We start from the raw sequence: 21392 nt of genomic DNA, 5'->3' as shown, positions 1-21392 counted from the left end.
TGAGTCGTCAGTCGTCGAGCTTCCCAGGCTGGACGAGGCGAGCGTGCCACTGGGCTGCAGAGACGTCGGTGAGCGACGCCACCTGGTCCACGACGACGCGCAGGCGTGCAGCGTCGTCGTCGGCCTCTTTCCAGTCGATCGCGAAGGCCGGCTCGAGGGCGATGGGAGCCCGGTCGCTCAGCACCGCGACGAGATCGGCGATGAGCTCGCGCTGGTGGATGTACAGCGGCTCGCCCTCGCGCGGCGCCATGATGTACGCGACGGCCAGCCCCTTGAGCACGAGGATCTCGGCGAGCGTCTCCTCAGGCACGATCAGCATCGCCGCGTAGCGGGTGAGCGGACCGTCGCCGTACTGCGCCCGGGTCGCGCGCTCGGCAGCCTTCGCGAAGCGACCGATGAGCTGGCTCGTGGTGTCCTTGAGCGTGGCGAGCGCCCGGCGCGACCCGTCGAAGCCCTGCACCAGCAGACCGGCGGCGTCGAGGCGGTCGATCGCGTCGCGCAGCCCCTCGGGCGAGACGAGGTGCCCGTACCAGGTCTGCACGGCGTCGATGACGCGGGCACGCTCTTCGTCGCCCTCGAGGATCTTGAGGTCGAAGCGGCCGCCGACGATCCCGTCCTCGACGTCGTGCACGGAGTACGAGATGTCGTCGGCGAGATCCATGACCTGCGCCTCGAGGCACTTGACGCCCTCCGGGGCACCTTGACGCAACCACTCGAAGACCGGCATGTCGTCCGCGTACACACCGAACTTGTGGGTCGGTCGCCCGTCCAGGCGCAGCGGTCCCTGCCGGTACGCCCACGGGTACTTGACCGAGGCGTCCAGGCTGGCGCGCGTGAGGTTGAGACCGACGGCCCGGCCGTCGTCGGCGAAGACCTTGCCCTCGAGCCGGGTGAGGAGCCGCAGGGTCTGGGCGTTGCCCTCGAAGCCGCCGATGTCCTTGGCGATCTCGGCCAGGGCCCGCTCGCCGTTGTGCCCGAAGGGCGGGTGACCGAGGTCGTGCGCGAGACATGCTGTGTCGACGACGTCAGGGTCGCAGCCGAGCGCCTTGCCGAGCTCTCGCCCGACCTGCGCGACCTCGAGGGTGTGGGTGAGCCGGGTGCGAATGAAGTCGTCCGACGCAGGCCCGAGCACCTGCGTCTTGGCACCGAGCCGGCGCAGCGCTGAGGAGTGCACGAGCCGCGCACGGTCCCGCTCGAAGGGGGTCCGCGCCTTGCTCTTGGGCGCCTCGTCGACCCAGCGCAGACGGTCGGCCTGCGTGTAGCCGGACTCGGCAGTCTCACGTTCGGTGGTGTGGGGCACGAGACAAGCCTAACGACGCGATGGACGGCTGGTCGACGCGCGTCTTGCAGCACTTCACGGAGTGTTCTCTGGCACGGGGCGACCCGGCACTCAGCTCGCAGCCAGATACTGGTCGACGACGTCACGGACGAAGGTCGAGAGGTCCTTGCCCTCCCTGGCGGCCCGTTCGCGAGCAGCTCGATCGAGAGGACCGGGTGCCTGGACATGCCATTCCGGTCCTGGGGTGACGGGTTGCGCTGCGGCCTCCTCCGATGACTCCGTCGACAGCCGCTCGTGGTCCAGCGCATCGACATCGATGCCTGCCGCTGCGAGGAGCGCCCGGCCAGCAGAGCGAGCCTCGTCGCCGACGAGAGCATGGCCCGCGGAGACTCCGACGAAGTCTCCAGCCTCGGCCCAGGCCTCGAGCTCAGCCACGTCGTCTGACGACAGCCCCTGGGGGTGAGAGCCGTTCATGTTCCTTCTCCTTCGTAGCCGACAGCCGCAGCGGTCGAGTGTCGTAGGCGCATCACGTGGAAGACGAAGATGTGACGGGGTGGCTCGTGCATCGCGAGGATCTCCAACGTCCCGCTTCGTGACGGCCCGATATACAGCGCGGGGGGACGCAGACGCCCGGCCCGTCGCGGGCCGAAAGGGTCGACGACGAGGTGAGCACGACTCATCGCGAAGATCACCTCGTCCCGGGCGATCCCGTGCTTGCCTGCTGCGGAGCTCCAGGTGATCGACATGCTAGTAGCATGTTTCGACCGTGTCGATATATATCACCGCGAATGTCCCGTTGTGGACGCCTGCCTGAACCCCCTCACCTGGGGACGATGAGAGTCGTCTCAGCGCTCCGCCCGACGACGGGCTAGCGCAACCGCCACACGTGCACACCAGGACCGTCGCCGGGAAGCCTGTACCCGTCGCCATCCCCGACCAGCTGCACGTCGCCGTAGACGGTCACGGGCAGCGCGCCAGGAGCGACGGCCTCGGGCAGCACCGCCCCGCCCCACGGCGCACGGGCCACGAGCACGAGCACGGTCTCCTCGGGCGACTCGCGCAGGAACGCGACGGCGTCGTCCTCGACGAGGACCCAGCGCAGACCACCGGTCTGCAGCGCGACGCTGGACCTGCGCAGAGCGACGAGGCGGCGGTACACGTCGAGGGTGTCGCCGTCCCAGCGCTCGGGCTCGTCCCACGGCATGGTGACGCGCGCATGCTCGCCGTTGACCCCTTCGGCCCCGATCTCGTCACCGGCGAAGACCACCGGCGTCCCCGGGTAGGTGAACAGCAGCCCTGCCGCGACCTCGACCATCTCGAGGCTCCCGACGAGAGAGCGCAGCCGCGGGGTGTCGTGCGAGCCGAGCATGTTCCACTGCGAGGCGACGACCTTCCACGGCACGACCGAGTCGAAGTCGCGCATGGCGGCCACCATGTCGTGCCCCGACCTGCGAGGCAGCGTGCTGGGGAGACCGAGCGCGGGCACCTCGCTGTCCTCGGCGACCACCCAGGACCACACGGGCCGGGTGAAGGCCGAGTAGTTCATGTTGGCGTGCCAGCCGTCGCCCATCATGTCGAGGCCGGAGTCGTGGAAGTGCTCGGAGACGAGCACGGCGTCCGGGTTGATGGCCTGCATCGTGCGCCGCACGGTCCGGGCGACCTCGTGGGTCATGTCCTGGTCGGCGTAGCGGCCGGTCATGTTGGCCACGTCCACCCGCCAGCCGTCGAGGGCGAAGGGCTGGGCGACCCACCGACCGATGACGGAGTCCGGACCCTCGATCATCCGGCGCGCGAGCTCCTCCGAGGTGTAGTCGAGCTTCGGCAGCGAGGCGTGCTCGAGCCAGCCGACGTAGCCGGGCTCGGCGTCCTGCCAGTAGTAGAAGGACGCCTCGGGGCTGGACCTGTCGGCCTGCGCCTTGACGAACCACTCGTGCCCGTCGCCGGTGTGGTTCGTGGTGATGTCTCCCATGATCCGCATGCCGCGCTCGTGCACAGCCGCCGATAGGGACACGAGTGCCTCGTCGCCGCCGAGCAGCGGGTCGACGTGGTCGAAGCTGCTCGCGTCGTACCGGTGGTTGGACCGCCCCGGGAACACGGGCGTGAGGTAGAGCGTGCCGACGCCGAGGTCGACGAGGTGGTCGAGGTGCTGCTCGATGCCGGGCAGGTCGCCTCCGTACAGCTGCGTGCCGACACCAGGGCCCGAGCCGATCGGCTCGTCGCCCCAGTCGGCGTCCTGCGCCCACGCGGGTGTCGGCTTCTCGGCGATGCCCCGCGCGAAGCGGTCCGGGAACACCTGGTAGACGAGCGACCCGGTCATCCACGACGGCGCCGGCTCGTAGACGGTCAGCCTGAAGTCCGAGACGTCGGGGACCTCGCGCGCGAAGAGCCCCTTGCCGTTGAGCCAGCGGTAGCCACCCGGCTCGTCGACGAAGAACCTGTAGCTCGTCACGGGGTTGTGCACCAGCACCTGAGCCTCGTACCACCGGTCTGTCGCCGTGGTCTCCACCAGCTCGGCGGCCGACATGCGCGGCTCGCCGTCCCGCACGACGCGCAGGTGGATCCCACGCTCGGTGCAGGCGAGCGGGACACGCACCCGCACGGTGACCGTCTCCCCCAGGCTCGGCGTCTGGTTCGAGACGTAGAGCGCCGAGCCGTCGTGGTGCGGGTGGTCGAGGAGGTGCGGCACGGTCATCCCTTGACGGAGCCGGCGGTCAGGCCGGAGACGATGTACTTCTGCAGGAAGATGAAGAGGGCGACGACGGGGATCGCGCTGATCACGGCGCCGGCCGCGAACAGACCCCAGTTGGCCGAGAGCTGGTCCGAGACCCACTGGTACAGACCGACCGCGAGAGTCCAGTTCTTCTCGGACTGCAAGATCAGCTTGGCCAGCAGGAAGTCGGAGAAGGTCCCGACGAAGGACAGCAGCGCGACGACAGCGAGGATCGGTGCGACCAGGCGCAGGATGATCGTCCAGAAGATCTGCGCGTGGGTCGCGCCGTCGATCTTCGCGGCCTCGTCGAGCTCACCCGGGATCGTGTTGAAGAACCCGTACATGAGGAAGGTGTTCACGCCGAGCGCCCCACCCAGGTACACCATGATGAGCGCGACCCGGGAGTTGAGGCCCAGCAGCGGGACGACCTCGCCGAGGCTGATGAGCAGCAGGAACACGGCCACGAAGGCCAGCACCTGCGGGAACATCTGGATGACCAGCAGGCTGGTCAGGCCCAGACGTCGGCCCTTGAAGCGGAAGCGCGAGAAGGAGTACGCGGCGGCCGCGCCCATGAGCACTGTCGCGATCGCCGTGACGGTGCCGATGACCAGGGTGTTGACGGCCCAGGTCCAGAACCGGGTGTCCCCGAGCGCCGTGAAGTTGTCGGTCGAGAAGGTGCTGAACAGCGTGGTCGAGCCTGTCAGCGTGCCGCCGTCGGAGACGGAGGCCGAGATGATGTAGAGGATCGGGAAGCCTGCGTAGGCAATCGCGAGCACACCCACGATGTAGCGCCACCCGACCTCGCGCCACCAGCGGCGGCGGGAGGAGCGGACGCGGTCCGGGGCGAGGGCAGTCTGAGACGCTGTGGTGGTCGACATGTCAGTTGATCTCCTCGAGGGTCCGCGACTTCTTGAAGCTGATCACCGAGATCGTCGCCACGATGACGAAGATGATGATCGAGAGGGCGCTGGCGAGGCCGTAGTTCTTCGGCGCTCCTCCGTCCAGCCCGGAGATGGAGTAGACCATCGTGATGAGGATGTCGGTCGAGCCGATCGGCACCGAGGCGTCCGAGAACATCGGACCACCTGCTGTCAGCATCTCGATGATGTTGAAGTTGTTGAAGTTGAACGAGAACGACGCGATGAGCAGCGGCGTCACGGCGATGAGCAGCAGCGGCATCGTCACCGAGCGCCAGATGCGCAGCGCACCGGCGCCGTCGATCTTGGCCGCCTCGATGGTCTCGCCCGGGATCGACTGCAGAGCGCCCGTCGCGATGAGGAACATGTAGGGGAAGCCGACCCACATCTGCACGCCGAGGACCGCCAGCCGCGCGAGCGTCGGGTCGCCGAGCCAGTTGATGTCCATACCGCCGAAGAACGTCTCGTTGATGAAGCCGTACTTCGTGTTGAGCATCCCTCGCCAGAGCAAGAAGGACATGAAGGCCGGGAAGGCGTACGGCAGGATCAGCAGCGAGCGCATGATGCGCCGGTACTTCAGGCGAGGGTCGTTGAGGACGATCGCGAAGAAGAGACCGATGAGGAAGGTCCCGACGACCGAGGTGATCGCGAAGACGAAGGTCCAGATCAGCACCTTGACGAAGGGCACCGAGTAGCGCTCGTCGCCGAAGGCCGTCTTGATGTTGTCGAGCCCCGTGAACACGCGCCAGCCGACGTTGAGAGTCTCGCCGTCGGGCGAGGCGAACTGACCCGAGTCGTTCTCGGAGTAGACCACTCCGGTCTCGGTGTTCGTCATCGTGTCGGCGGCCTCGTCGTACTCGAGGATCGACTCGTAGATGTATCCGTTGCGGCCGTCCTGCGTGCGGATCGAGCCGTCGTTCGGGTCGTCGGAGAAGGCCACCCGCAGCGATGCGACGGCCTTCTGCTCGGCGAGCACACCCTGACGGTCGAGGATGTCGAAGCCAGAGATCGAGGTGATCGCACCGTCGGAGACCTCGGCGTCGACCTCGGCGAGCGGCTCCTCGGCCGTGCCCGCGCGGACCTCGTCGCCGTCGATGATCGCGAAGCCGAGCTCGTCCCCGTCGCGCACCACGACGAGCGGGTAGGCGTCGGTGCCCTCGACCCGCTTCTCGTTCTGCGCGAGCAGAGCCTCGATGGCCTGCGGCTTGGTGCCGTTGTGGCCGTCGCCGTAGTTGGTGAACGCGATGTAGCCCGTGTAGGCGATCGTGAACACCTGGTAGACGAAGAGGAAGGCGAGGCCTGGCAGCAGGTACTTCATCGGCAGCGCGCGCTTGGTGAAGTACACGACGTTCGCCACGAGGAGCAGCACGATCATGCTCCAGGCGATGATCGTCGACCCGACCGTGAAGGCGGTGATGACGACGTAGACGCCGAGGGCGTCGATGACGGCCATGACCGCCAGCTTGACGAGGAATCCTGGACGGAAGTCTCGCGCGTGCGAGAGCAGGGACGAGGGCGTCCGCCGAGGGCCGTCCACCTGCGCCTCGGGCTTCTGCTGGGTCGAGCTCATCTGTTCCTCCGTGCGACGTGCTGCGGACCGCGTCGCACACGAGGTGGAGCGGGAGTTCGGGGGTGGGGGTCACGACTGCGTGAGCCCAGGCGTGGCGCGGGCTCACGAGGAGCCCGCGCCACGGTGGTGGTACGGAGGATCAGGACGTGGCGTCGATCGCGCCCTGGATGTCGCTGACCATCTTGTCCCAGCCCTCGGCCGGAGCCGTCTTGCCAGAGACGATCGCGGCCTCGGTGTTGCCCCAGAAGGTCCAGACCGATGCCATCTCGGGGATGGACGGTGCCGGGACGGCGTTCTCGGCGGCGGCGCGGAAGCCGGCGACGATCGGGTCCTTGGCGGCGACCTCGTCAGCCGCGGCGGTCAGTGCCGGGAGACGGTTGCCGGCCTCGTAGAGGGCGACCTGGGCCTCGGTGGTCGACATGTAGTCGACGAGGAACTCGTTGGCGAGCAGCTGGTTCTCGCTCTGCGCGTTGACGAAGAACCCGGGCGCACCCATGAACGGCTGCGACGGCTGTCCGCCGGCCGAGGGGACGGGGTCGATCGCGAGCTCGAGGCCCTCGAAGGAGTCGACCATCCACGGTCCGCCGATGATGAACGGCGAGTTCCCGTTCTTGAACTCCTCGAGCACGATGTCGTACGTGGTGTCGACGTCGAGGATCCCGGCAGCACCCTGCTCGGCGAGCCATGCGGCGTAGGCCTGGCCCTCCTCGCCGGCGAGCGTGAGCTCTGGGGTGTACAGCCCGTCGGCGTCCTGCGCGAAGACCTTCGAACCGAAGGACGTCTGGAGCGGGTAGTGCGTGTACGGGTCGCCCGCCTCTCCGTCGCTCTGGATGAGCACGGGGAACTTGGTCCCGGCGGCCTGGCCTGCAGCCACCATCTCGTCCCAGGTGGCCGGAGCCTCGGGGGCGAGCGCGGTGTTGCGGATCAGCGCGACGTTCTCGACGCCGTAGGGCAGACCGTAGAGCTGGCCGTCGAGCGTGTAGACCTGGAGCGCGACCTCGTCGAACTCCGAGGCCTTCTCGCCGATCTCGATCGGCGCGACCACGCCGTTGTTGACGAACTCGCCGAGCCAGTCGTGCGCACCGACGGTGATGTCGGGGCCCTCACCGGTCGGGACCTGGGCGAGGAAGTCTGGGCGGACGTCCTTGAAGTTCTTCTGGACGAGGTCGACCGCGACCCCGGTCTCCTCCGTGAAGGCCTCGGCGGCAGCACCGACGGCTGCCTCGCGGGTCTCGTCCACCCAGATCGTGAGCGAACCGGCGCCGCCGGCGGCAGCCGTCGTCGCGTCGCCCGAGGCGGTGTCGTCGTTGCTGTCGTCGCTCGACCCGCAGGCCGCGAGGGTGAGGCTGGTGACCAGCGCACCGGCGAGAAGGATGCTCCGTCGCATCGTTGTGCTCCCAAAGATGAGTGATGAACCCGGCCTCCTCCGGCGAGATCCACCGTCCTTGGCCCTGATGGACCAGACCGTAGCCCGTCCCGGCGTCCCCTTGCAAGCCGTTGCAGTAACTTTCAGGCAACGATGCGAGAGTCCTTGCAGGCCAGAGGGTGAGATCGCCCAGTTCTTCACTGATCACGCGGATCTGTCGTAGCATGAGGCGCCGGTCGTCGCTCTGCAACGTCTTGCAACATGCCTCGGGGGCCACCCTCCGTGGCCACGCCCATCAGCGCTACGACAGCCCTGACGCACGACAAGGAGGTCTGGTGTGTCTCTCATCCCGCCCGAAGGCTCAGGAGCCGGCAAGACCCGCCTGACCGACCTCGCCCAGCAGGCCGGGGTCAGCACCGCGACGGTGTCGCGCGTCCTCAACGGCAAGGTCGGCGTCGCGTCCGAGACGCGTCAGGCCGTGCTCGCGGCCCTCGACGTGCTCGGCTACGAGCGCCCCGAGAAGCTGCGCAACCGGTCCGCGGGTCTCGTCGGGCTGATCGTCCCGGAGCTCACCAACCCCGTGTTCCCGGCCTTCGCGCAGACGATCGAGAGCATGCTGTCCCAGCGCGGCTACACCCCGCTGCTGTGCACCCAGTCCCCCGGCGGCACGACCGAGGACGAGTACATCGAGATGCTGCTCGACCACTCGATCGACGGCATCATCTTCGTCTCAGGTCTGCACGCGGACACCCAGGCCAGCCGCGAGCGCTACGACAGGCTGCTGGCCCGGGGCATCCCGCTCGTCTTCATCAACGGTTTCGCCTCCGACATCGAGGCCCCCTTCGTCTCGGCCGACGACACCGCCGCCATGGAGCTGTCCGTGCGCCACCTCGTCTCGCTCGGGCACCAGAAGATCGGCCTGGCCACGGGCCCAGACCGCTTCATCACGGCCCGCCGCAAGCTCGAGGGCTTCCAGGACGCCGTGCAGCGCCACCTCGGCATCGAGGACGCGAGCCCGCACGTCGCGACGTCGCTGTTCACCGTCGAGGGCGGCCAGGCCGCGGGCGGCGACCTCATCGACTCCGGGCACACCGCGATCGTCTGCGGCTCCGACCTCATGGCCCTCGGCGTCGTGCGCGCCGCCCACCAGCGCCGGTTGACGGTCCCGCACGACCTGTCGGTCGTCGGCTACGACGACTCGCCGCTCATCGCCTTCACCGACCCGCCCCTGACCACGGTGCGCCAGCCCGTCTCGGCCATGTGCCACGCGGCCATCAGCGCTCTCGTCGCCCTCCTCAACGGGGGCAGCGCACCGAGGTCCGAGCTGCTGTTCCACCCCGAGCTCATCGTCCGCAACTCGACGGGCGCCTCGCCCGACATGCGGATCCACGCCGCCCAGCGCCCGAGCTGAGCCCCCACGCCACCCCCCGATCCACCGTCTCCGACCACGAAGGACCTCTCCGCCGTGACCAACCTCGACTCGACCTCAGCCGCCGCCCCGGCCGCCGACGCCCTCGAGCTGACCAGCACCAGCCCCACAGTCTCCGTGATCCACGCGGCGAGCGACGCAGCCCGTGAGTGGTGGCGCACCGCCGTGATCTACCAGGTGTACCCGCGCTCCTTCGCCGACGCCGACGGCGACGGCATCGGTGACATCCCCGGGATCACCTCGAAGCTCGACCACTTCGTCGACCTCGGCGTCGACGCGATCTGGCTCTCGCCGTTCTACCGCTCGCCGCAGGCCGACGCCGGCTACGACGTCGCCGACTACCGCGAGGTCGACCCGCTGTTCGGCACGAACGACGACTTCGAGGCTCTCCTGGCCGGCGCGCACGAGCGTGGCCTCAAGGTGATCGCCGACCTCGTCCCGAACCACACCTCGGACGAGCACGCCTGGTTCCAGGCCGCTCTCGCCGCCGGCCCCGGCAGCCCCGAGCGGGCCCGCTACCTGTTCCGCGAGGGCCAGGGCGAGCACGGCGAGCTCCCGCCGAACAACTGGAAGTCGATCTTCGGCGGACCGGCCTGGACGCGCGTCAGCGAGCGCACCGCAGCCGCGACCGACGGCATCACCGACGGCCAGTGGTACCTGCACATGTTCGACACGCGCCAGCCCGACCTCGACTGGAACCACCCCGAGGTGCGCAGCGAGTTCGAGGACATCTTGCGGTTCTGGCTCGACCGCGGGGTCGACGGCTTCCGCATCGACGTCGCCCACGGCATGGTCAAGGCCCCGGGTCTGCCCGACTGGGACGGCGAGGTCGCGATGGTCGAGGGCTCCTCCGAGGCCCCCGGCCCCGAGGACTCCCACGAGGCCGCCGACGACGGCTCGACGGGTGCCGGCAACTCCGGGCCGATGTTCGACCAGGAGGGTGTCCACGACATCTACCGCGCCTGGCACAAGGTCCTCGCACCCTACGAGGGCGACCGTGCCCTCGTCGCCGAGGCGTGGGTCGAGCCGCTGAGCCGCCTCGCACGCTACGTGCGCAGCGACGAGATGCACCAGGCTTTCAACTTCTCGTACCTGACGACCGCCTGGGACGCCGCAGCGCTGCGTGGTGTCGTCACCGCGTCGCTCGAGGCCTCGGACGCCGTCGGCGCGCCGACCACCTGGGTGCTGTCGAACCACGACGTGGTCCGTCACGCCTCCCGCATGGGCCTCACCGGTGCTGCGGTGCGCCCGAACGGGATCGGCAAGACCGACCCGCAGCCGGACGCCGAGCTCGGTCTGCGCCGCGCCCGCGCCGCGACCCTCCAGATGCTCGGCCTCCCCGGCTCGGCGTACGTGTACCAGGGTGAAGAGCTCGGGCTGCCCGAGCACACCGACCTCGACGACGACCTCCGTCAGGACCCGGCCTGGTGGCGCTCCGGCTACACCGAGGCCGGCCGCGACGGCTGCCGCGTGCCGCTCCCCTGGGTCGCCGACGCGCCCGGCTACGGCTTCGGCCCGACCGGCAAGACCTGGCTGCCCCAGCCCGACTCCTACAAGGAGTGCGCGGCCGACGTGCAGCGCACGACCGAGGGCTCGACGTACTCCATGTACAAGGCGGCTCTCGCCACGCGTCGCGCGAAGGACCTCGGTCTCGGGTCGCTCGGCTGGGTCGAGGACTTCGCAGGGTCGGCCTCGGTGCTCGCCTTCGTCAACAACGACGTGCTCGTGCTGACGAACTTCGGCGAGTCGCCGGTCGCTCTGCCCGCAGGCGCGCAGGTGCTCATCACGAGCGGCCCGCTGTCCACGGTCGGCGAGCAGACCGCCGTGCCGCAGGACACCACGGTGTGGGTCCAGGCGTGACGGTCTCTCGGTCGCGCGACCTCTAGAACGCCCGCAGGGGGCGGTCCCGTCTGGGGCCGCCCCCTGCGGCGCGTCTGGCCGGTATCTCCTGCGGCGGGTCGGGCGGACCGCCTCCTGACCATGGGGGGTCACCGCACGGCGGCGTACCGGGCGTATGCCTCGGCGACCGTAGGCTCGTGCCATGAGCCACGTGTTCGTCAACGGCCCCGCATCCTGGAACACCCTCGTCGAGGTGGAGGCGCTCCCCGGACCGGTCAGCCAGACCATCTTCGCGTCCGGGTACCGCGACGGTCTGGGTGGCACCTCGGCGGGGAAGGCCGTCTCGCTCGCAGCACTAGGCGTCGATGTCGTCCTGAGGACGATCCTGGGAGACGACGAGCCGGGTGCCCTGGTCCGCGCCGCCCTCAGACACGAGCGCATCAGGCTCGAGACCGCCGAGGCTGACGGCGGGAGGTCCGAGCGTCATCTGAACCTCATGGCGTCCGACGGAGGTCGGCTCTCGATCTACCTCGAGCTGCCACAGGCTCTGGGCGCGCCCGACGCAGGTGCCTCCCTGCACGGAGCTGCCGTGGCCGTGCTGGACCTCGCCGTCAGCAGCATCCCGTTGATCGCGCAGGCCCGGGCCCTCGGGGTCCCGGTGTGGTGCGACGTGCACGACGACGACGGGCAGCAGGAGTTCCAGCGCCCCTTCGCCGACGGGGCCGACGTCGTGGTCGTCAGCGAGTCTCGCCTGGACGACCCGAGCGCCTACCTGCGCGACCGCGTCTCGCGCGGGGCGAGGCTCGCGGTGTGCACTCGTGGCTCCCACGGCGCGCTGGCCCTCGACGAGCACGGTTTCATCGAGGTCCAGGCCGCTCCTGTCGACGCCGTGGTCGACACCAACGGCGCTGGCGACGGGTTCGTCGCGGGCATGATCGCCGCGCACCTGGCCGGCGGGACGACTCTCGAGTCGCTCGCGCTCGGCGCGGCGACAGGCGCGATCGCCGTGACGACGGCTGACCTCGGCGCGAGGACCGCGACACCCGAGCACGCCGCAGCGCTGGCTCGACGCGTCGAGGCCCGCCGGGTCTGAAGGCCTCCTGCGCGGAGGCTGTCGACCCCACCGAGGCATCAGCCGCCTGGCGGGTCAGCCGCCGGAGACGCTCAGCTCGGCCTCGAGCAGCTTGGCGCGGTGCTCGTCGCTCAGCTCGCGGGAGGAGAGCCAGCCGTCGGGGACGTGAGGCTTCTTGGGGCTGCCCTGACGGCCTCGCTGGCCCTCTGCGTCCTTGCCGGGGTACGGCTGGTCGTGGTCGAGGGCGTCGAGGTGCGTGCGCAGCTCGGCGAGGGACGAGACCATCGCGAGGGCACGGCGCGCGTCGCCGCCGACGGCATAGCCCTTGAGGTACCAGGCCATGTGCTTGCGGAGGTCGCGGGTGCCCTTGTCCTCGTCCTGGAAGAACTCGGCCATGAGCTCGCCGTGCCTGTAGATCGTCTCGGCGACGTACCCGAGCCCGGGCGTGACCCGCTCGTCGGAGCCGTTGAAGGCGGCCATGAGGTCGGCGAAGAGCCACGGCCGCCCCTGGCAGCCACGCCCGACGACCACACCGTCGCAGCCGGTCTGGCGGACCATCTCGAGAGCGTCCTCAGCCGACCAGATGTCGCCGTTGCCGAGCACGGGGATGCTCGTGACGGTCTCCTTGAGCTGACGGATCGCGGACCAGTCGGCCGTCCCCGAGTAGTACTCGGCAGCGGTCCGGGCGTGCAGCGCGACGGCTGCGACACCGGCCTGCTCGGCGATCAACCCCGCCTCGAGGTACGTGAGGTGCTCGTCGTCGATCCCCTTGCGCATCTTGATGGTCACCGGGACGTCGTGCCGTGCGCCGGCCTCGACGGCCGCGTCGACGATGCGGGTGAAGAGCTCGCGCTTCCACGGCAGGACCGCGCCACCGCCCTTGCGGGTGACCTTGGGGACCGGGCAGCCGAAGTTGAGGTCGACGTGGTCGGCACGTCCCTCCCCCGCGATGATCTCGACGGCCGCGCCGACGGTCGCCGGGTCCACGCCGTACACCTGCGCGGAGCGGGGTGACTCGCCGTCTTCGAAGGTCACGATGCGCAGTGCCTGCTCGTTGCGCTCGACGATCGCGCGGGACGTGACCATCTCGGCGACGTACAGCCCGCCCGGTCCGTGCTCGCGGCAGAGCTTGCGGAAGGCGGTGTTCGTCACGCCCGCCATGGGTGCCAGGACCACCGGCGACGGCACCGTGTGCTGGCCGATGCGCAACGGCGGCAGGAACGGTGTGGCCTGGGCAGACGCGCCCGTCCCGTCCGTGGGCGCGCCGGTCGCTTCGAGGGTGGTCGTGGAAGTCATTCCTCCAGTATCCCACCGTCGCCGCGAGAGGCGGGTGCTCCGGCGGACGAGACGCCTGTCACCGATGCGACCGGACGACCGCCTGCCCTCGGCTAGGGGACGCGGGACGGTCCCGAGCATGCCGTGAGCCTCAGCACCCGCCGATCTCCTCGACGCTGGTCGCGCGCCACGAGCTCCACCGGGCGGGTTCGACGCCCCGCACGCAGGCGTGGGTCTCCGGGGCGCCCGGTGTCGGCCTCCGCTCGGCGCAGACCACGAAGGTCGTGGACCGGTGACGGATCTCGACGCGTGCGCTCGTGCCGTCCTCGCTGAGCCGCTCGGCCAGGACCCTAAATCCGTCGATCTCGGTGATGCCCGCGTACTGCCGCACGGCGTGCTCGGCCACCTGTGCGGGCTGGCTGAAGGCTGAGCGGCCGCGAAGGTGCTCGGAGACCACCCGACCGTCGACGTAGGCGTCGAGCACCTCGGCCGCAGTCTCGTCGACGAGCCGGCTGTAGTGCAGACCGTGCGGCAGCAGCACGACGTTCGCCGCGAAACGGTCTCCTCCCACGTGGGTGCACTCCCACACGTCGACGTCGTCGCGTGCGGACATGCCGGGGAGCAACGGCCGGCCGAGCTCGGCGCAGCACACGTCGCGACGCCCGTGGGTGCACACGAGGACGAGAGGGAGGTCGTGCGGCTCCCCCGCCGTCGGTCGGTCTCCCACGACAGCTGTCACGACGTCGAGCGTCAGCAGGTCGTCGTAGGTCTCGATCTCGAAACGGCGGACCCAGGGGCCGTCGGGGTGCGTCGACGCGAGGAAGCAGACGGGCCTGGTGACGGTTCGCGAGCGCGGGCGACGGATCAGCACCACCCGGACGCCAGGCTGCCCCAGGTGCTCGAGCACCGCGTCGGGGAGGATGCCCTCGGGTGCCTCGGAGGGCCAGGGACCAGGGTGCTCGACGAGCGCCCATGCGTCTGCCCGGCCCGCGGCTCCTGCCATCGGCTCGTCGAGATCGCGGGAGATCAGCGCGCAGCCGACGCGGCGTGGCCTGCGGGACGTGCCATCGGGCTGTCCGTCGCTCATGCTCGCTCCCGAGGACCGCAGGCGTCATCCGTCGTGTCTGCCGAGGTGGTCCGCGCGCACGGTGCTGGGGAGGAGATCATCGCGGCAAGGCTACCCTCACCTCGCAGGCCGAGAGGGCGTCAGCTGCTGCCGAAGCCGGCCCGTGTCATGGTCCCCCAGACGGCCTTCTTCTTCCGCAGGCTGGCCCACCACCCCTGCAGGCGCCAGAGCGCGGTCAGCTGCCTGTAACCGATGTTCTCGGCGACGGAGGCGAGGACGATCGCACCGAGGTCGCGCCAGCGTGCGTACCTGTGGAACGAGATCTCCTCGACGAGCAGCGCTGCGCAGGTGACGAAGAAGGCGTACACGTAGGCCACGAGGAGGAAGGCCACGGCGAACGGGACGTTGACCACCCCGAGGAGCAGCCCGAGCGGCACGACGATCACGCCGACGACCTCGAGGAGCGGGGCGAAGAGCTCGAAGAACCAGTAGTACGGGAGCGCCACCATGCCGATGCGCCCGTAGCGCGGGTTGAAGGTCATGCGCCTGTAGCCCCAGAGGACCTCCCACAGACCGCGGTGCCAGCGACGTCGTTGGCGTCCGAGGACCGCGAGGGTGTCGGGGACCTCGGTCCAGCTCACGGGCTCGGCGACGAACACGACCCTGTAGTCGCGCTTCGAGTCCTTCATCATCTTGTGGATGCGCATGACGAGCTCGAAGTCTTCGCCGATCGAGTCGGCGTCGAGCCCGCCGGCCTCGAGGAGGATGTCCCGGCGGAACATGCCGAAGGCTCCCGAGATGAGGATGAGCGCGTCGGCCTGCGACCACCCGGCACGGCCGAGCAAGAAGGAGCGCAGATACTCGACCACCTGGATGCGGGCCACGACCGAGCGTGGCATCCGCACGTCGACGACGCGGCCACCGACCACACGGCAGCCGTTCGCCGCGCGGATGACCCCACCCGTCGCGACCACGTTCTGCGGGTCGTCGGCGAAGGGCTTGGACACGACGAGCAGGGCGTCGGGGTCGAGGACGGAGTCTGCGTCGACCATGACGACGAGGTCGCGCGAGGCGACGTTGATCCCCATGTTGAGGCTGTCCGAGCGCCCGGAGTTCTCCTTGTCGACGACCACCAGCGGGATGCTCTCGTCGGCGGGGACCCACACGTCACGCACCGCCCCGCGGACCTCGATCCGCCCCGCGACGTCCCGCCCGCTGCGCACGAGGCCGAAGGTCTCGACGAGCCTCTCGAGGGTCGCATCGGTGCTGCCGTCGTTGATGACCACGACCTCGTGGTCCGGGTACCGCAGGTCGAGGACCGAGCGCACCGAGTCGAGGATGACGTTCGCCTCGTTGTACGCGGGCAGCAGGACGGAGACCCCCGGGGTCAGGGGCGACCGTGCGGCGCTCGTCGTCCCGGAGAACTGCGTTCGCCGCAGGTGCCTGCCGAAGTTCACGCTCGCGAGGATGATGAGCACGAGGTACGAGGTGTTGATGAGGAAGAAGTAGAGCAGGAGCCAGGGGCCCGAGACGTCGAAGAACGTCAGGAGGGCGTCCCGCACAGGGTCGAGCGTCACCGGTCGCCTCCTGCGGTCTCACGGGACGGTGTCGCAGCGGTGGCGAGCCGGCGGACGTCGGGGTCCTCGTCGTCTCGAAGCAGGGCGAGGTGCGCCCTGGCCGGTGGGAAGGGCATCTCGCCGAGGGTGCGCGTCGCCGCGACCCTGACGACCGACGCCTCGGTCGGGTCAGTCGCGGCGGCGAGGGCCGGGACGGCCCAGGCACCGCCGAGCCGCGCGAGCGCTCGGGCAGCCTGGACCCGGACCGTCACCGACGGGTCGGTCAGCCCGCGGTCTGCGACGGCTCGGGCCGTCGCGAGCACGAGCAGCTCCGCCGACACGGCGATGGCTGTGAGCCGGACGACCTCGTCGTCGGCGGCGAGGCCGGCCTCGAGCGCTGCCGTGTCGGTCTCGCCCGACCCGAGGAGCGCCGTCCCCACGACGCTCGGCGGGACGTCGGATCCCGGGCGCAGGGAGTCGAGGAGGATCGACGTGAGGTGCGGGTCGCCAATCTGGCCGAGCGCACGCGCGGCGACGGTGCGGACCTCGATGTTCGGGTCGGAGAGCAGACGGACGAGTCCTCGTCGTCCGGAGACGTGCCCGACGAGCCCGATGACCTCTGCGGCCCGCGCCCGCCGCACGGCGCTGCGGGACTGCGTCGCGGCGAGGGCACGCTCGAGGGTGCCGCGCTGGATGAGCACCTGGACCAGGGCGTCGCGGACCTCGCCCCGCACAGAGTCGAAGGCGGCGAGGACGAAGGTCTCAGCGGTCGGCCACAGCGTGTCAGGGAGAGCTGCGACGGCCTCGCAGGCCGGCGCGACCTCCTCGTCCTCGGCGGTGAGGACCTCCAGGACGAGGGGCTTCACCTGGGCGGTGCGCTCGTCGTGGCGCCGTGCCCGGCGTGCTCGAGAGAGCCTCACGGCGACTGTCGCGACCAGCAGCGCCGTGCAGCACACGACGAGCACCACCAGCGTGCCGATCAGCACAGACCAGGAGAGCGTCACCACGTCAGGACTGACTGCGTGCGAGCATCGCCTTGACGCGCACGAGCAGCTCCCGGGGGCTGAAGGGCTTAGTCATGTACTCCCCGGCGCCTGCTCCGAAGCCCGACTCGACATCGCGCTCCTGGGTCTTCGCGGTGAGCAGCAGCACCGGGGTGGTCGCGGTCTGCTCGGCGTCACGGAGCCTGCGGAGCACGTCGATGCCCGACATCCCCGGCATCATGACGTCGAGCACCACGAGGTCGAAGGACCCGTTCAGCCCGAGCTCGAGACCGGTGATCCCGTCGTTCGCCTGGGTGACGTCGAAGCCCGCGTTCGTGAGCTTGAGCGCGAGCAGGTCGCAGATGTCGTGGTTGTCGTCGACGACGAGCACCTTGCCCAGTGTCATGTGCCTTCAGCCCCCTGGAAGATCATGCCGACCACCCTAGGTCAGGTCGTCGCACCTGGCACGGGGAGGACGACGTGTGCTCGGTGGCTCGACGTGGCCGTCCGACGGCTCCGCCCAGGGTGATCGAGGCGGGCTCTCGCGGAGCGGTCACGAAACATGCCTGAAACACTGGGGCCCTTCCATGAAACACACGGGCCTTAGCGTGCCCAGAGCGAATGTCACCGATGGAGAGCTGGATCATGACTGCCAACCACGTCCGAAGCCAGGCGATCACCGAGGTCCTCAACCGCCCCGCCGTGCAGACAGCCGAGACGCAGCCGCTGAGCGAGACCTGGGCGACCGACGTCTTCAACCTCGCGAAGATGGAGGAGGCGCTCTCCAAGACCGCCTTCAAGGCCGTCAAGAAGACCGTCAAGACCGGCGAGCCGCTCGACCCGGCCACGGCTGACATCGTCGCCGCCGCGATGAAGACCTGGGCGATGAGCAAGGGTGCGAAGTTCTTCTCGCACGTGTTCTACCCGCTCACCAACATCACGGCCGAGAAGCACGACGGGTTCATCGTCACCAACGCCGACGGTCACGCGATCACCGAGTTCACCGGCAGCCTGCTCATCAAGGGTGAGCCCGACGGCTCGTCCTTCCCCAACGGCTCGCTGCGCATGACGAACGCTGCGCGCGGGTACACGGCCTGGGACCCGACGAGCCCCGCGTACATCATGTGGACCGCCAACGGCGCGACCCTGATGATCCCCTCGGTCTTCATGTCCTGGACCGGGGAGTCCCTCGACAAGAAGATCCCCCTGCTCCGCTCGATCTCCGCGATGGACGCCTCCGCGCGCCGGGTCCTGACGCTCATGGGTGAGACGGACGTCGCGCCGCTCGACGCGAGCTGCGGCCCCGAGCAGGAGTACTTCCTCGTCGACCAGCACTTCGCCGCTGCTCGCCCGGACCTGCTGCTCTCCGGCCGGACGCTCTTCGGCGCCCCGCCCGCCAAGGGCCAGGAGTTCGACGACCACTACTTCGGGGCGATCCCCGAGCGCGTCCAGGTGTTCATGCAGGCCTTCGAAGAGAAGCTCTACCGCCTGGGCATCCCCGCCAAGACCCACCACAACGAGGTCGCCCCCGGGCAGTTCGAGATCGCGCCGTACCACGAGTCCGCCAACGTCGCCGCGGACCACCAGCAGCTGCTCATGACCGTCATGAAGGCGACCGCCGCCGAGCACGGGTTCCTGTGCCTGCTGCACGAGAAGCCCTTCGCCGGCCTCAACGGCTCGGGCAAGCACGTCAACTGGTCGGTCGGGAACTCGACCCAGGGCAACCTGCTGGACCCGGGGACCTCGCCCGAGCACAACTTGAACTTCCTGCTCTTCTGCGGCGCGGTCATCCGCGGCGTGCACAAGTACGGACCGCTGCTGCGCGCCGTCATCGCCTCGGCGTCCAACGACCACCGCCTCGGTGCCAACGAGGCCCCGCCGGCGATCCTCTCGGTCTACCTCGGCGACCAGCTCGAGGGTGTCTACAACGACATCAAGGCAGGCAAGATCTCGGTCTCGACCGACGGCGGCATGATGGACCTCGGTCTGTCGCAGATCCTCAACTTCCAGCGTGACCCGGGCGACCGCAACCGCACGTCGCCCTTCGCCTTCACGGGCAACCGCTTCGAGTTCCGTGCCGTCGGGTCCTCGCAGTCGATCTCCGGGCCGCTCACAGCCCTCAACACCATGCTGGCCGACTCCCTCACCTGGGTCGCCGACCAGCTCGAGAAGCAGCTCGACGCCGGGCTGACGCGCCCCGAGGCCGTCGCTGTCGTCGTCAAGGAGCTCATGGAGCTGCACGGCGACGCCGTCTTCGGCGGCGACGGCTACTCCTCCGACTGGCACGAGGCCGCCGTGTCGGACCGCGGCCTGCGCAACCTGCCGACGAGCGCCGAGGCGCTCCCGGTCTACACCGAGCCCGACGTCATCGCGCTCTTCGAGCGGACCGGCGTGCTCTCGGCGATCGAGCTCAACGCCCGGTACGAGGTGTACTCCGAGCAGTACATCAACTCGATCGCGGTCGAGGCTCGCCTCGTGATCGACATGGCCCGGACGGTCATCTACCCGACCGCCCTCAAGTACGCCGCAGACCTGGCGACCACGTACTCGGTCGCCAACGAGGTCGGGGTGTCCTTCGACACCACGCAGGTCAAGGTCATCGCCGAGAACGCGAACCTGCTGCTCTCGACCGTGACGGAGCTGGAGTCCGCGCTCGCGCAGCACGACTTCGCGGACACGAAGGCTCACATGGAGCACTCGGCCACCTCGGTCCGGACCCTCATGGAGACAGCCCGCGGGTATGCAGACGCCCTCGAGGCCCAGGTGGACGACGCCGTCTGGCCGCTGCCGAAGTACCGCGAGATGCTCTTCATCAAGTAGCGGCCTCGCTCCCTCTCCAGGCTGACGACGCCTGCCAGGGGACGAGCCGAGCGAGCCTGGCCCGGCGTACCGAGGTGTGCGCCGGGCCAGGCTCGCTCTCTGGGCAGAGACATGGGAGGGCTCCTCGTGGCACTCTCACCGGGCGCCGACGGCTCGCTCGCCCTCACTTCTCAGGTGGACCGATGCCCCTAGGCCGCAAGTTCGCCGTGCTCTGGAGCGCGAACGCGCTGTCGAACCTGGCGGACGGGATCGCCTTCGTCTCGATGCCGCTCCTCGCGGCGTCCATGACCGACGACCCTCGTCTCGTGGCGGGGCTCGCGACGCTCTACGCCCTCGTCCGCCTCCTGGTGGCACTGCCCGTCGGCGTGTGGGTCGACCGGGCAGACCGTCGCACGCTCATGGTGACCGCCAACCTGCTGCGGGGCGGTGCGCTGGTGGCCCTCGCGCTCACGGTCCACCTCGGCGTCTCGTCGCTGGCCGTCCTCTACGCGACGATGGCCGTCGTGGGGACGCTGGAGAGCATGGTCGACAGCGCGGCCGTGGCCATGGTGCCCTCGCTCGTCGACCGCGATCGTCTCGACACCGCCAACGGCCGGATCGCTGCGGGCCAGCTCATCGCCGACGAGCTCGCCGGTCCACCGCTCGGCGGGTTCCTCTTCGCGCTCGCAGCGGCCGCGCCCGTCCTCGCGACGGGAGGCCTGTGGGCCCTGGCGGGCCTCGTCGCCCTCGCGCTCCCGGTGCGTGGATCGTCGAGAGCACCGTCGGACGCCGTGGTGCCTCGCCCGTCGGTCTTCGCGGAGGCTCGTGACGGCATCGTCTGGCTCGCGCACCACAGGGTCGTGGGTGGCCTAGCGCTGATCGGGGCGCTGGCCAGCGTCGGGTACATGCTGCCGTTCTCCATCCTCGTCCTGGTCGCCGAGGAGCGGCTCGGGCTGGACGGCACCGGTTACGGTCTGCTGCTCGCCTTCTCGGCGGTCGGTGGGCTGCTCGGGTCTGCCCTCGCCCCTCGGCTGCGGCGGCGCCTGGGCTACAGGTGGACGATCGTCGCCAGCCTCACCCTCGCCGCGGTGACGCTCACAGGGCTTTCCCTGACGAGTGACCCGCGGGTCGCGGGCGTGCTGCTCGCGCTGTACATCCTGCACGCCGTCGTCTGGAGCATCTGCGCCCTCTCGCTGCGCCAGCGGCTGATCCCCGACGGGCTGCTCGGACGTGTCGGAGCAGCCGCGCGCGTGCTCGGGCTGCTGGGCCTGGCAGTCGGGTCGGCGCTGGGCGGCGTGCTGGCGTCGGTCGACCTGGTGATCCCAGTCGTGGCCGGTGCCGTCGTCTTCGCCGGGTGCTGCGTGCTCGCAGCGGTCACGCTGCGCGGCGACCTGACGCCGCACTCACCACGCCTCGCTGAGGGCCGCCCACAGGCCGACGCGCCTGCCGGGGAGCACTAGAACCTGCCCTGCCCTGCCCTGCCCTGCCCTGCCCTGCCCTGCCCTGCCCGCGCAGCGGACCACAGGTCCGG

At 69.8% G+C, this 21392-nt stretch carries 17 protein-coding genes; 5 read left to right on the top strand and 12 right to left on the bottom strand.

What is annotated here, in order from left to right; genetic code table 11:
* Positions 1 to 7 precede the first annotated feature (7 nt).
* The 7 genes from SANBI_RS06765 to SANBI_RS06735 all read right to left on the bottom strand — a co-directional run bounded on the left by SANBI_RS06765 (position 8) and on the right by SANBI_RS06735 (position 7863).
* Complete coding sequence (locus tag SANBI_RS06765) at positions 8 to 1300, bottom strand: deoxyguanosinetriphosphate triphosphohydrolase (protein WP_319160176.1); 1293 nt, start codon at positions 1298 to 1300, stop codon at positions 8 to 10.
* Between the two features lie 90 nt (positions 1301 to 1390).
* Entirely contained in the window at positions 1391 to 1753 is a 363-nt protein-coding gene (locus tag SANBI_RS06760; RefSeq protein WP_319160174.1) for a hypothetical protein, read from the bottom strand.
* Positions 1750 to 2025, bottom strand: coding sequence for a hypothetical protein (locus SANBI_RS06755; RefSeq protein ID WP_319160172.1), 276 nt, complete (start codon positions 2023 to 2025; stop codon positions 1750 to 1752). The genes SANBI_RS06760 and SANBI_RS06755 overlap by 4 nt, the downstream gene beginning before the upstream one ends.
* 122 nt (positions 2026 to 2147) lie before the next feature.
* Positions 2148 to 3971 carry a glycoside hydrolase family 13 protein gene (locus tag SANBI_RS06750; RefSeq protein WP_319160170.1) on the bottom strand — a complete coding sequence of 608 codons (1824 nt, stop codon included), beginning with the start codon at positions 3969 to 3971 and terminating at the stop codon, positions 2148 to 2150.
* Positions 3968 to 4867, bottom strand: a complete 900-nt coding sequence (locus tag SANBI_RS06745; RefSeq protein ID WP_056131700.1) for a sugar ABC transporter permease — start codon at positions 4865 to 4867, stop codon at positions 3968 to 3970. The genes SANBI_RS06750 and SANBI_RS06745 overlap by 4 nt, the downstream gene beginning before the upstream one ends.
* 1 nt (position 4868) lies before the next feature.
* Positions 4869 to 6476, bottom strand: a complete 1608-nt coding sequence (locus SANBI_RS06740; RefSeq protein ID WP_056133961.1) for an ABC transporter permease subunit — start codon at positions 6474 to 6476, stop codon at positions 4869 to 4871.
* A 139-nt stretch (positions 6477 to 6615) separates the two neighbouring features.
* Entirely contained in the window at positions 6616 to 7863 is a 1248-nt protein-coding gene (locus SANBI_RS06735) for a sugar ABC transporter substrate-binding protein (protein ID WP_319160167.1), read from the bottom strand.
* A gap of 316 nt (positions 7864 to 8179) precedes the next feature.
* Between SANBI_RS06735 and SANBI_RS06730 the strand changes: the two genes are divergently transcribed.
* The 3 genes from SANBI_RS06730 (at position 8180) to SANBI_RS06720 (ending at position 12203) form a co-directional block, all read left to right on the top strand.
* Entirely contained in the window at positions 8180 to 9253 is a 1074-nt protein-coding gene (locus SANBI_RS06730; protein WP_056131694.1) for a LacI family DNA-binding transcriptional regulator, read from the top strand.
* 54 nt (positions 9254 to 9307) lie between these two features.
* Positions 9308 to 11131, top strand: coding sequence for a glycoside hydrolase family 13 protein (locus tag SANBI_RS06725; protein WP_408669743.1), 1824 nt, complete (start codon positions 9308 to 9310; stop codon positions 11129 to 11131).
* Between the two features lie 181 nt (positions 11132 to 11312).
* The gene (locus SANBI_RS06720; RefSeq protein WP_319160164.1) at positions 11313 to 12203 is read left to right on the top strand and encodes a carbohydrate kinase family protein; all 891 of its coding nucleotides are present in this window, start codon (positions 11313 to 11315) and stop codon (positions 12201 to 12203) included.
* A 54-nt stretch (positions 12204 to 12257) separates the two neighbouring features.
* Here SANBI_RS06720 and dusB read toward each other — a convergent pair whose 3' ends face one another.
* The 5 genes from dusB to SANBI_RS06695 all read right to left on the bottom strand — a co-directional run bounded on the left by dusB (position 12258) and on the right by SANBI_RS06695 (position 17468).
* Entirely contained in the window at positions 12258 to 13478 is a 1221-nt protein-coding gene (gene dusB, locus SANBI_RS06715; RefSeq protein WP_319160162.1) for a tRNA dihydrouridine synthase DusB, read from the bottom strand.
* Between the two features lie 130 nt (positions 13479 to 13608).
* A complete protein-coding gene (locus tag SANBI_RS06710; RefSeq protein ID WP_319160160.1) occupies positions 13609 to 14544 on the bottom strand; it encodes a sucrase ferredoxin in 936 nt (311 codons plus the stop codon).
* 119 nt (positions 14545 to 14663) lie between these two features.
* Complete coding sequence (locus SANBI_RS06705) at positions 14664 to 16100, bottom strand: glycosyltransferase family 2 protein (RefSeq protein ID WP_056131682.1); 1437 nt, start codon at positions 16098 to 16100, stop codon at positions 14664 to 14666.
* Positions 16097 to 17086: a HEAT repeat domain-containing protein gene (locus tag SANBI_RS06700; RefSeq protein WP_319160157.1), complete on the bottom strand. Its 990-nt coding sequence runs from the start codon at positions 17084 to 17086 to the stop codon at positions 16097 to 16099. The genes SANBI_RS06705 and SANBI_RS06700 overlap by 4 nt, the downstream gene beginning before the upstream one ends.
* 1 nt (position 17087) lies before the next feature.
* A complete protein-coding gene (locus SANBI_RS06695) occupies positions 17088 to 17468 on the bottom strand; it encodes a response regulator transcription factor (protein ID WP_056131673.1) in 381 nt (126 codons plus the stop codon).
* Positions 17469 to 17707: 239 nt separating this feature from the next.
* Between SANBI_RS06695 and SANBI_RS06690 the strand changes: the two genes are divergently transcribed.
* Complete coding sequence (locus SANBI_RS06690) at positions 17708 to 19882, top strand: glutamine synthetase III family protein (RefSeq protein WP_319160155.1); 2175 nt, start codon at positions 17708 to 17710, stop codon at positions 19880 to 19882.
* Positions 19883 to 20064: 182 nt separating this feature from the next.
* Positions 20065 to 21321 carry an MFS transporter gene (locus tag SANBI_RS06685; RefSeq protein ID WP_319160153.1) on the top strand — a complete coding sequence of 419 codons (1257 nt, stop codon included), beginning with the start codon at positions 20065 to 20067 and terminating at the stop codon, positions 21319 to 21321.
* Positions 21322 to 21392 lie beyond the last annotated feature (71 nt).

This window comes from Sanguibacter biliveldensis, assembly GCF_033798665.1.
Taxonomy (GTDB): domain Bacteria; phylum Actinomycetota; class Actinomycetes; order Actinomycetales; family Cellulomonadaceae; genus Sanguibacter; species Sanguibacter inulinus.
This window is presented reverse-complemented; position numbering and strand designations above follow the sequence as displayed.

What these genes read in the sequence shown, in the direction of transcription:
- SANBI_RS06695 (WP_056131673.1), bottom strand. Translation starts at nt 17,468, where the DNA reads ATGACACTGGGCAAGGTGCTCGTCGTCGACGACAACCACGACATCTGC.
- SANBI_RS06750 (WP_319160170.1), bottom strand. Translation starts at nt 3,971, where the DNA reads ATGACCGTGCCGCACCTCCTCGACCACCCGCACCACGACGGCTCGGCG.
- SANBI_RS06760 (WP_319160174.1), bottom strand. Translation starts at nt 1,753, where the DNA reads ATGAACGGCTCTCACCCCCAGGGGCTGTCGTCAGACGACGTGGCTGAG.
- SANBI_RS06685 (WP_319160153.1), top strand. Translation starts at nt 20,065, where the DNA reads ATGCCCCTAGGCCGCAAGTTCGCCGTGCTCTGGAGCGCGAACGCGCTG.
- SANBI_RS06690 (WP_319160155.1), top strand. Translation starts at nt 17,708, where the DNA reads ATGACTGCCAACCACGTCCGAAGCCAGGCGATCACCGAGGTCCTCAAC.
- dusB (WP_319160162.1), bottom strand. Translation starts at nt 13,478, where the DNA reads ATGACTTCCACGACCACCCTCGAAGCGACCGGCGCGCCCACGGACGGG.
- SANBI_RS06720 (WP_319160164.1), top strand. Translation starts at nt 11,313, where the DNA reads ATGAGCCACGTGTTCGTCAACGGCCCCGCATCCTGGAACACCCTCGTC.
- SANBI_RS06710 (WP_319160160.1), bottom strand. Translation starts at nt 14,544, where the DNA reads ATGAGCGACGGACAGCCCGATGGCACGTCCCGCAGGCCACGCCGCGTC.
- SANBI_RS06745 (WP_056131700.1), bottom strand. Translation starts at nt 4,867, where the DNA reads ATGTCGACCACCACAGCGTCTCAGACTGCCCTCGCCCCGGACCGCGTC.
- SANBI_RS06755 (WP_319160172.1), bottom strand. Translation starts at nt 2,025, where the DNA reads ATGTCGATCACCTGGAGCTCCGCAGCAGGCAAGCACGGGATCGCCCGG.
- SANBI_RS06740 (WP_056133961.1), bottom strand. Translation starts at nt 6,476, where the DNA reads ATGAGCTCGACCCAGCAGAAGCCCGAGGCGCAGGTGGACGGCCCTCGG.
- SANBI_RS06735 (WP_319160167.1), bottom strand. Translation starts at nt 7,863, where the DNA reads ATGCGACGGAGCATCCTTCTCGCCGGTGCGCTGGTCACCAGCCTCACC.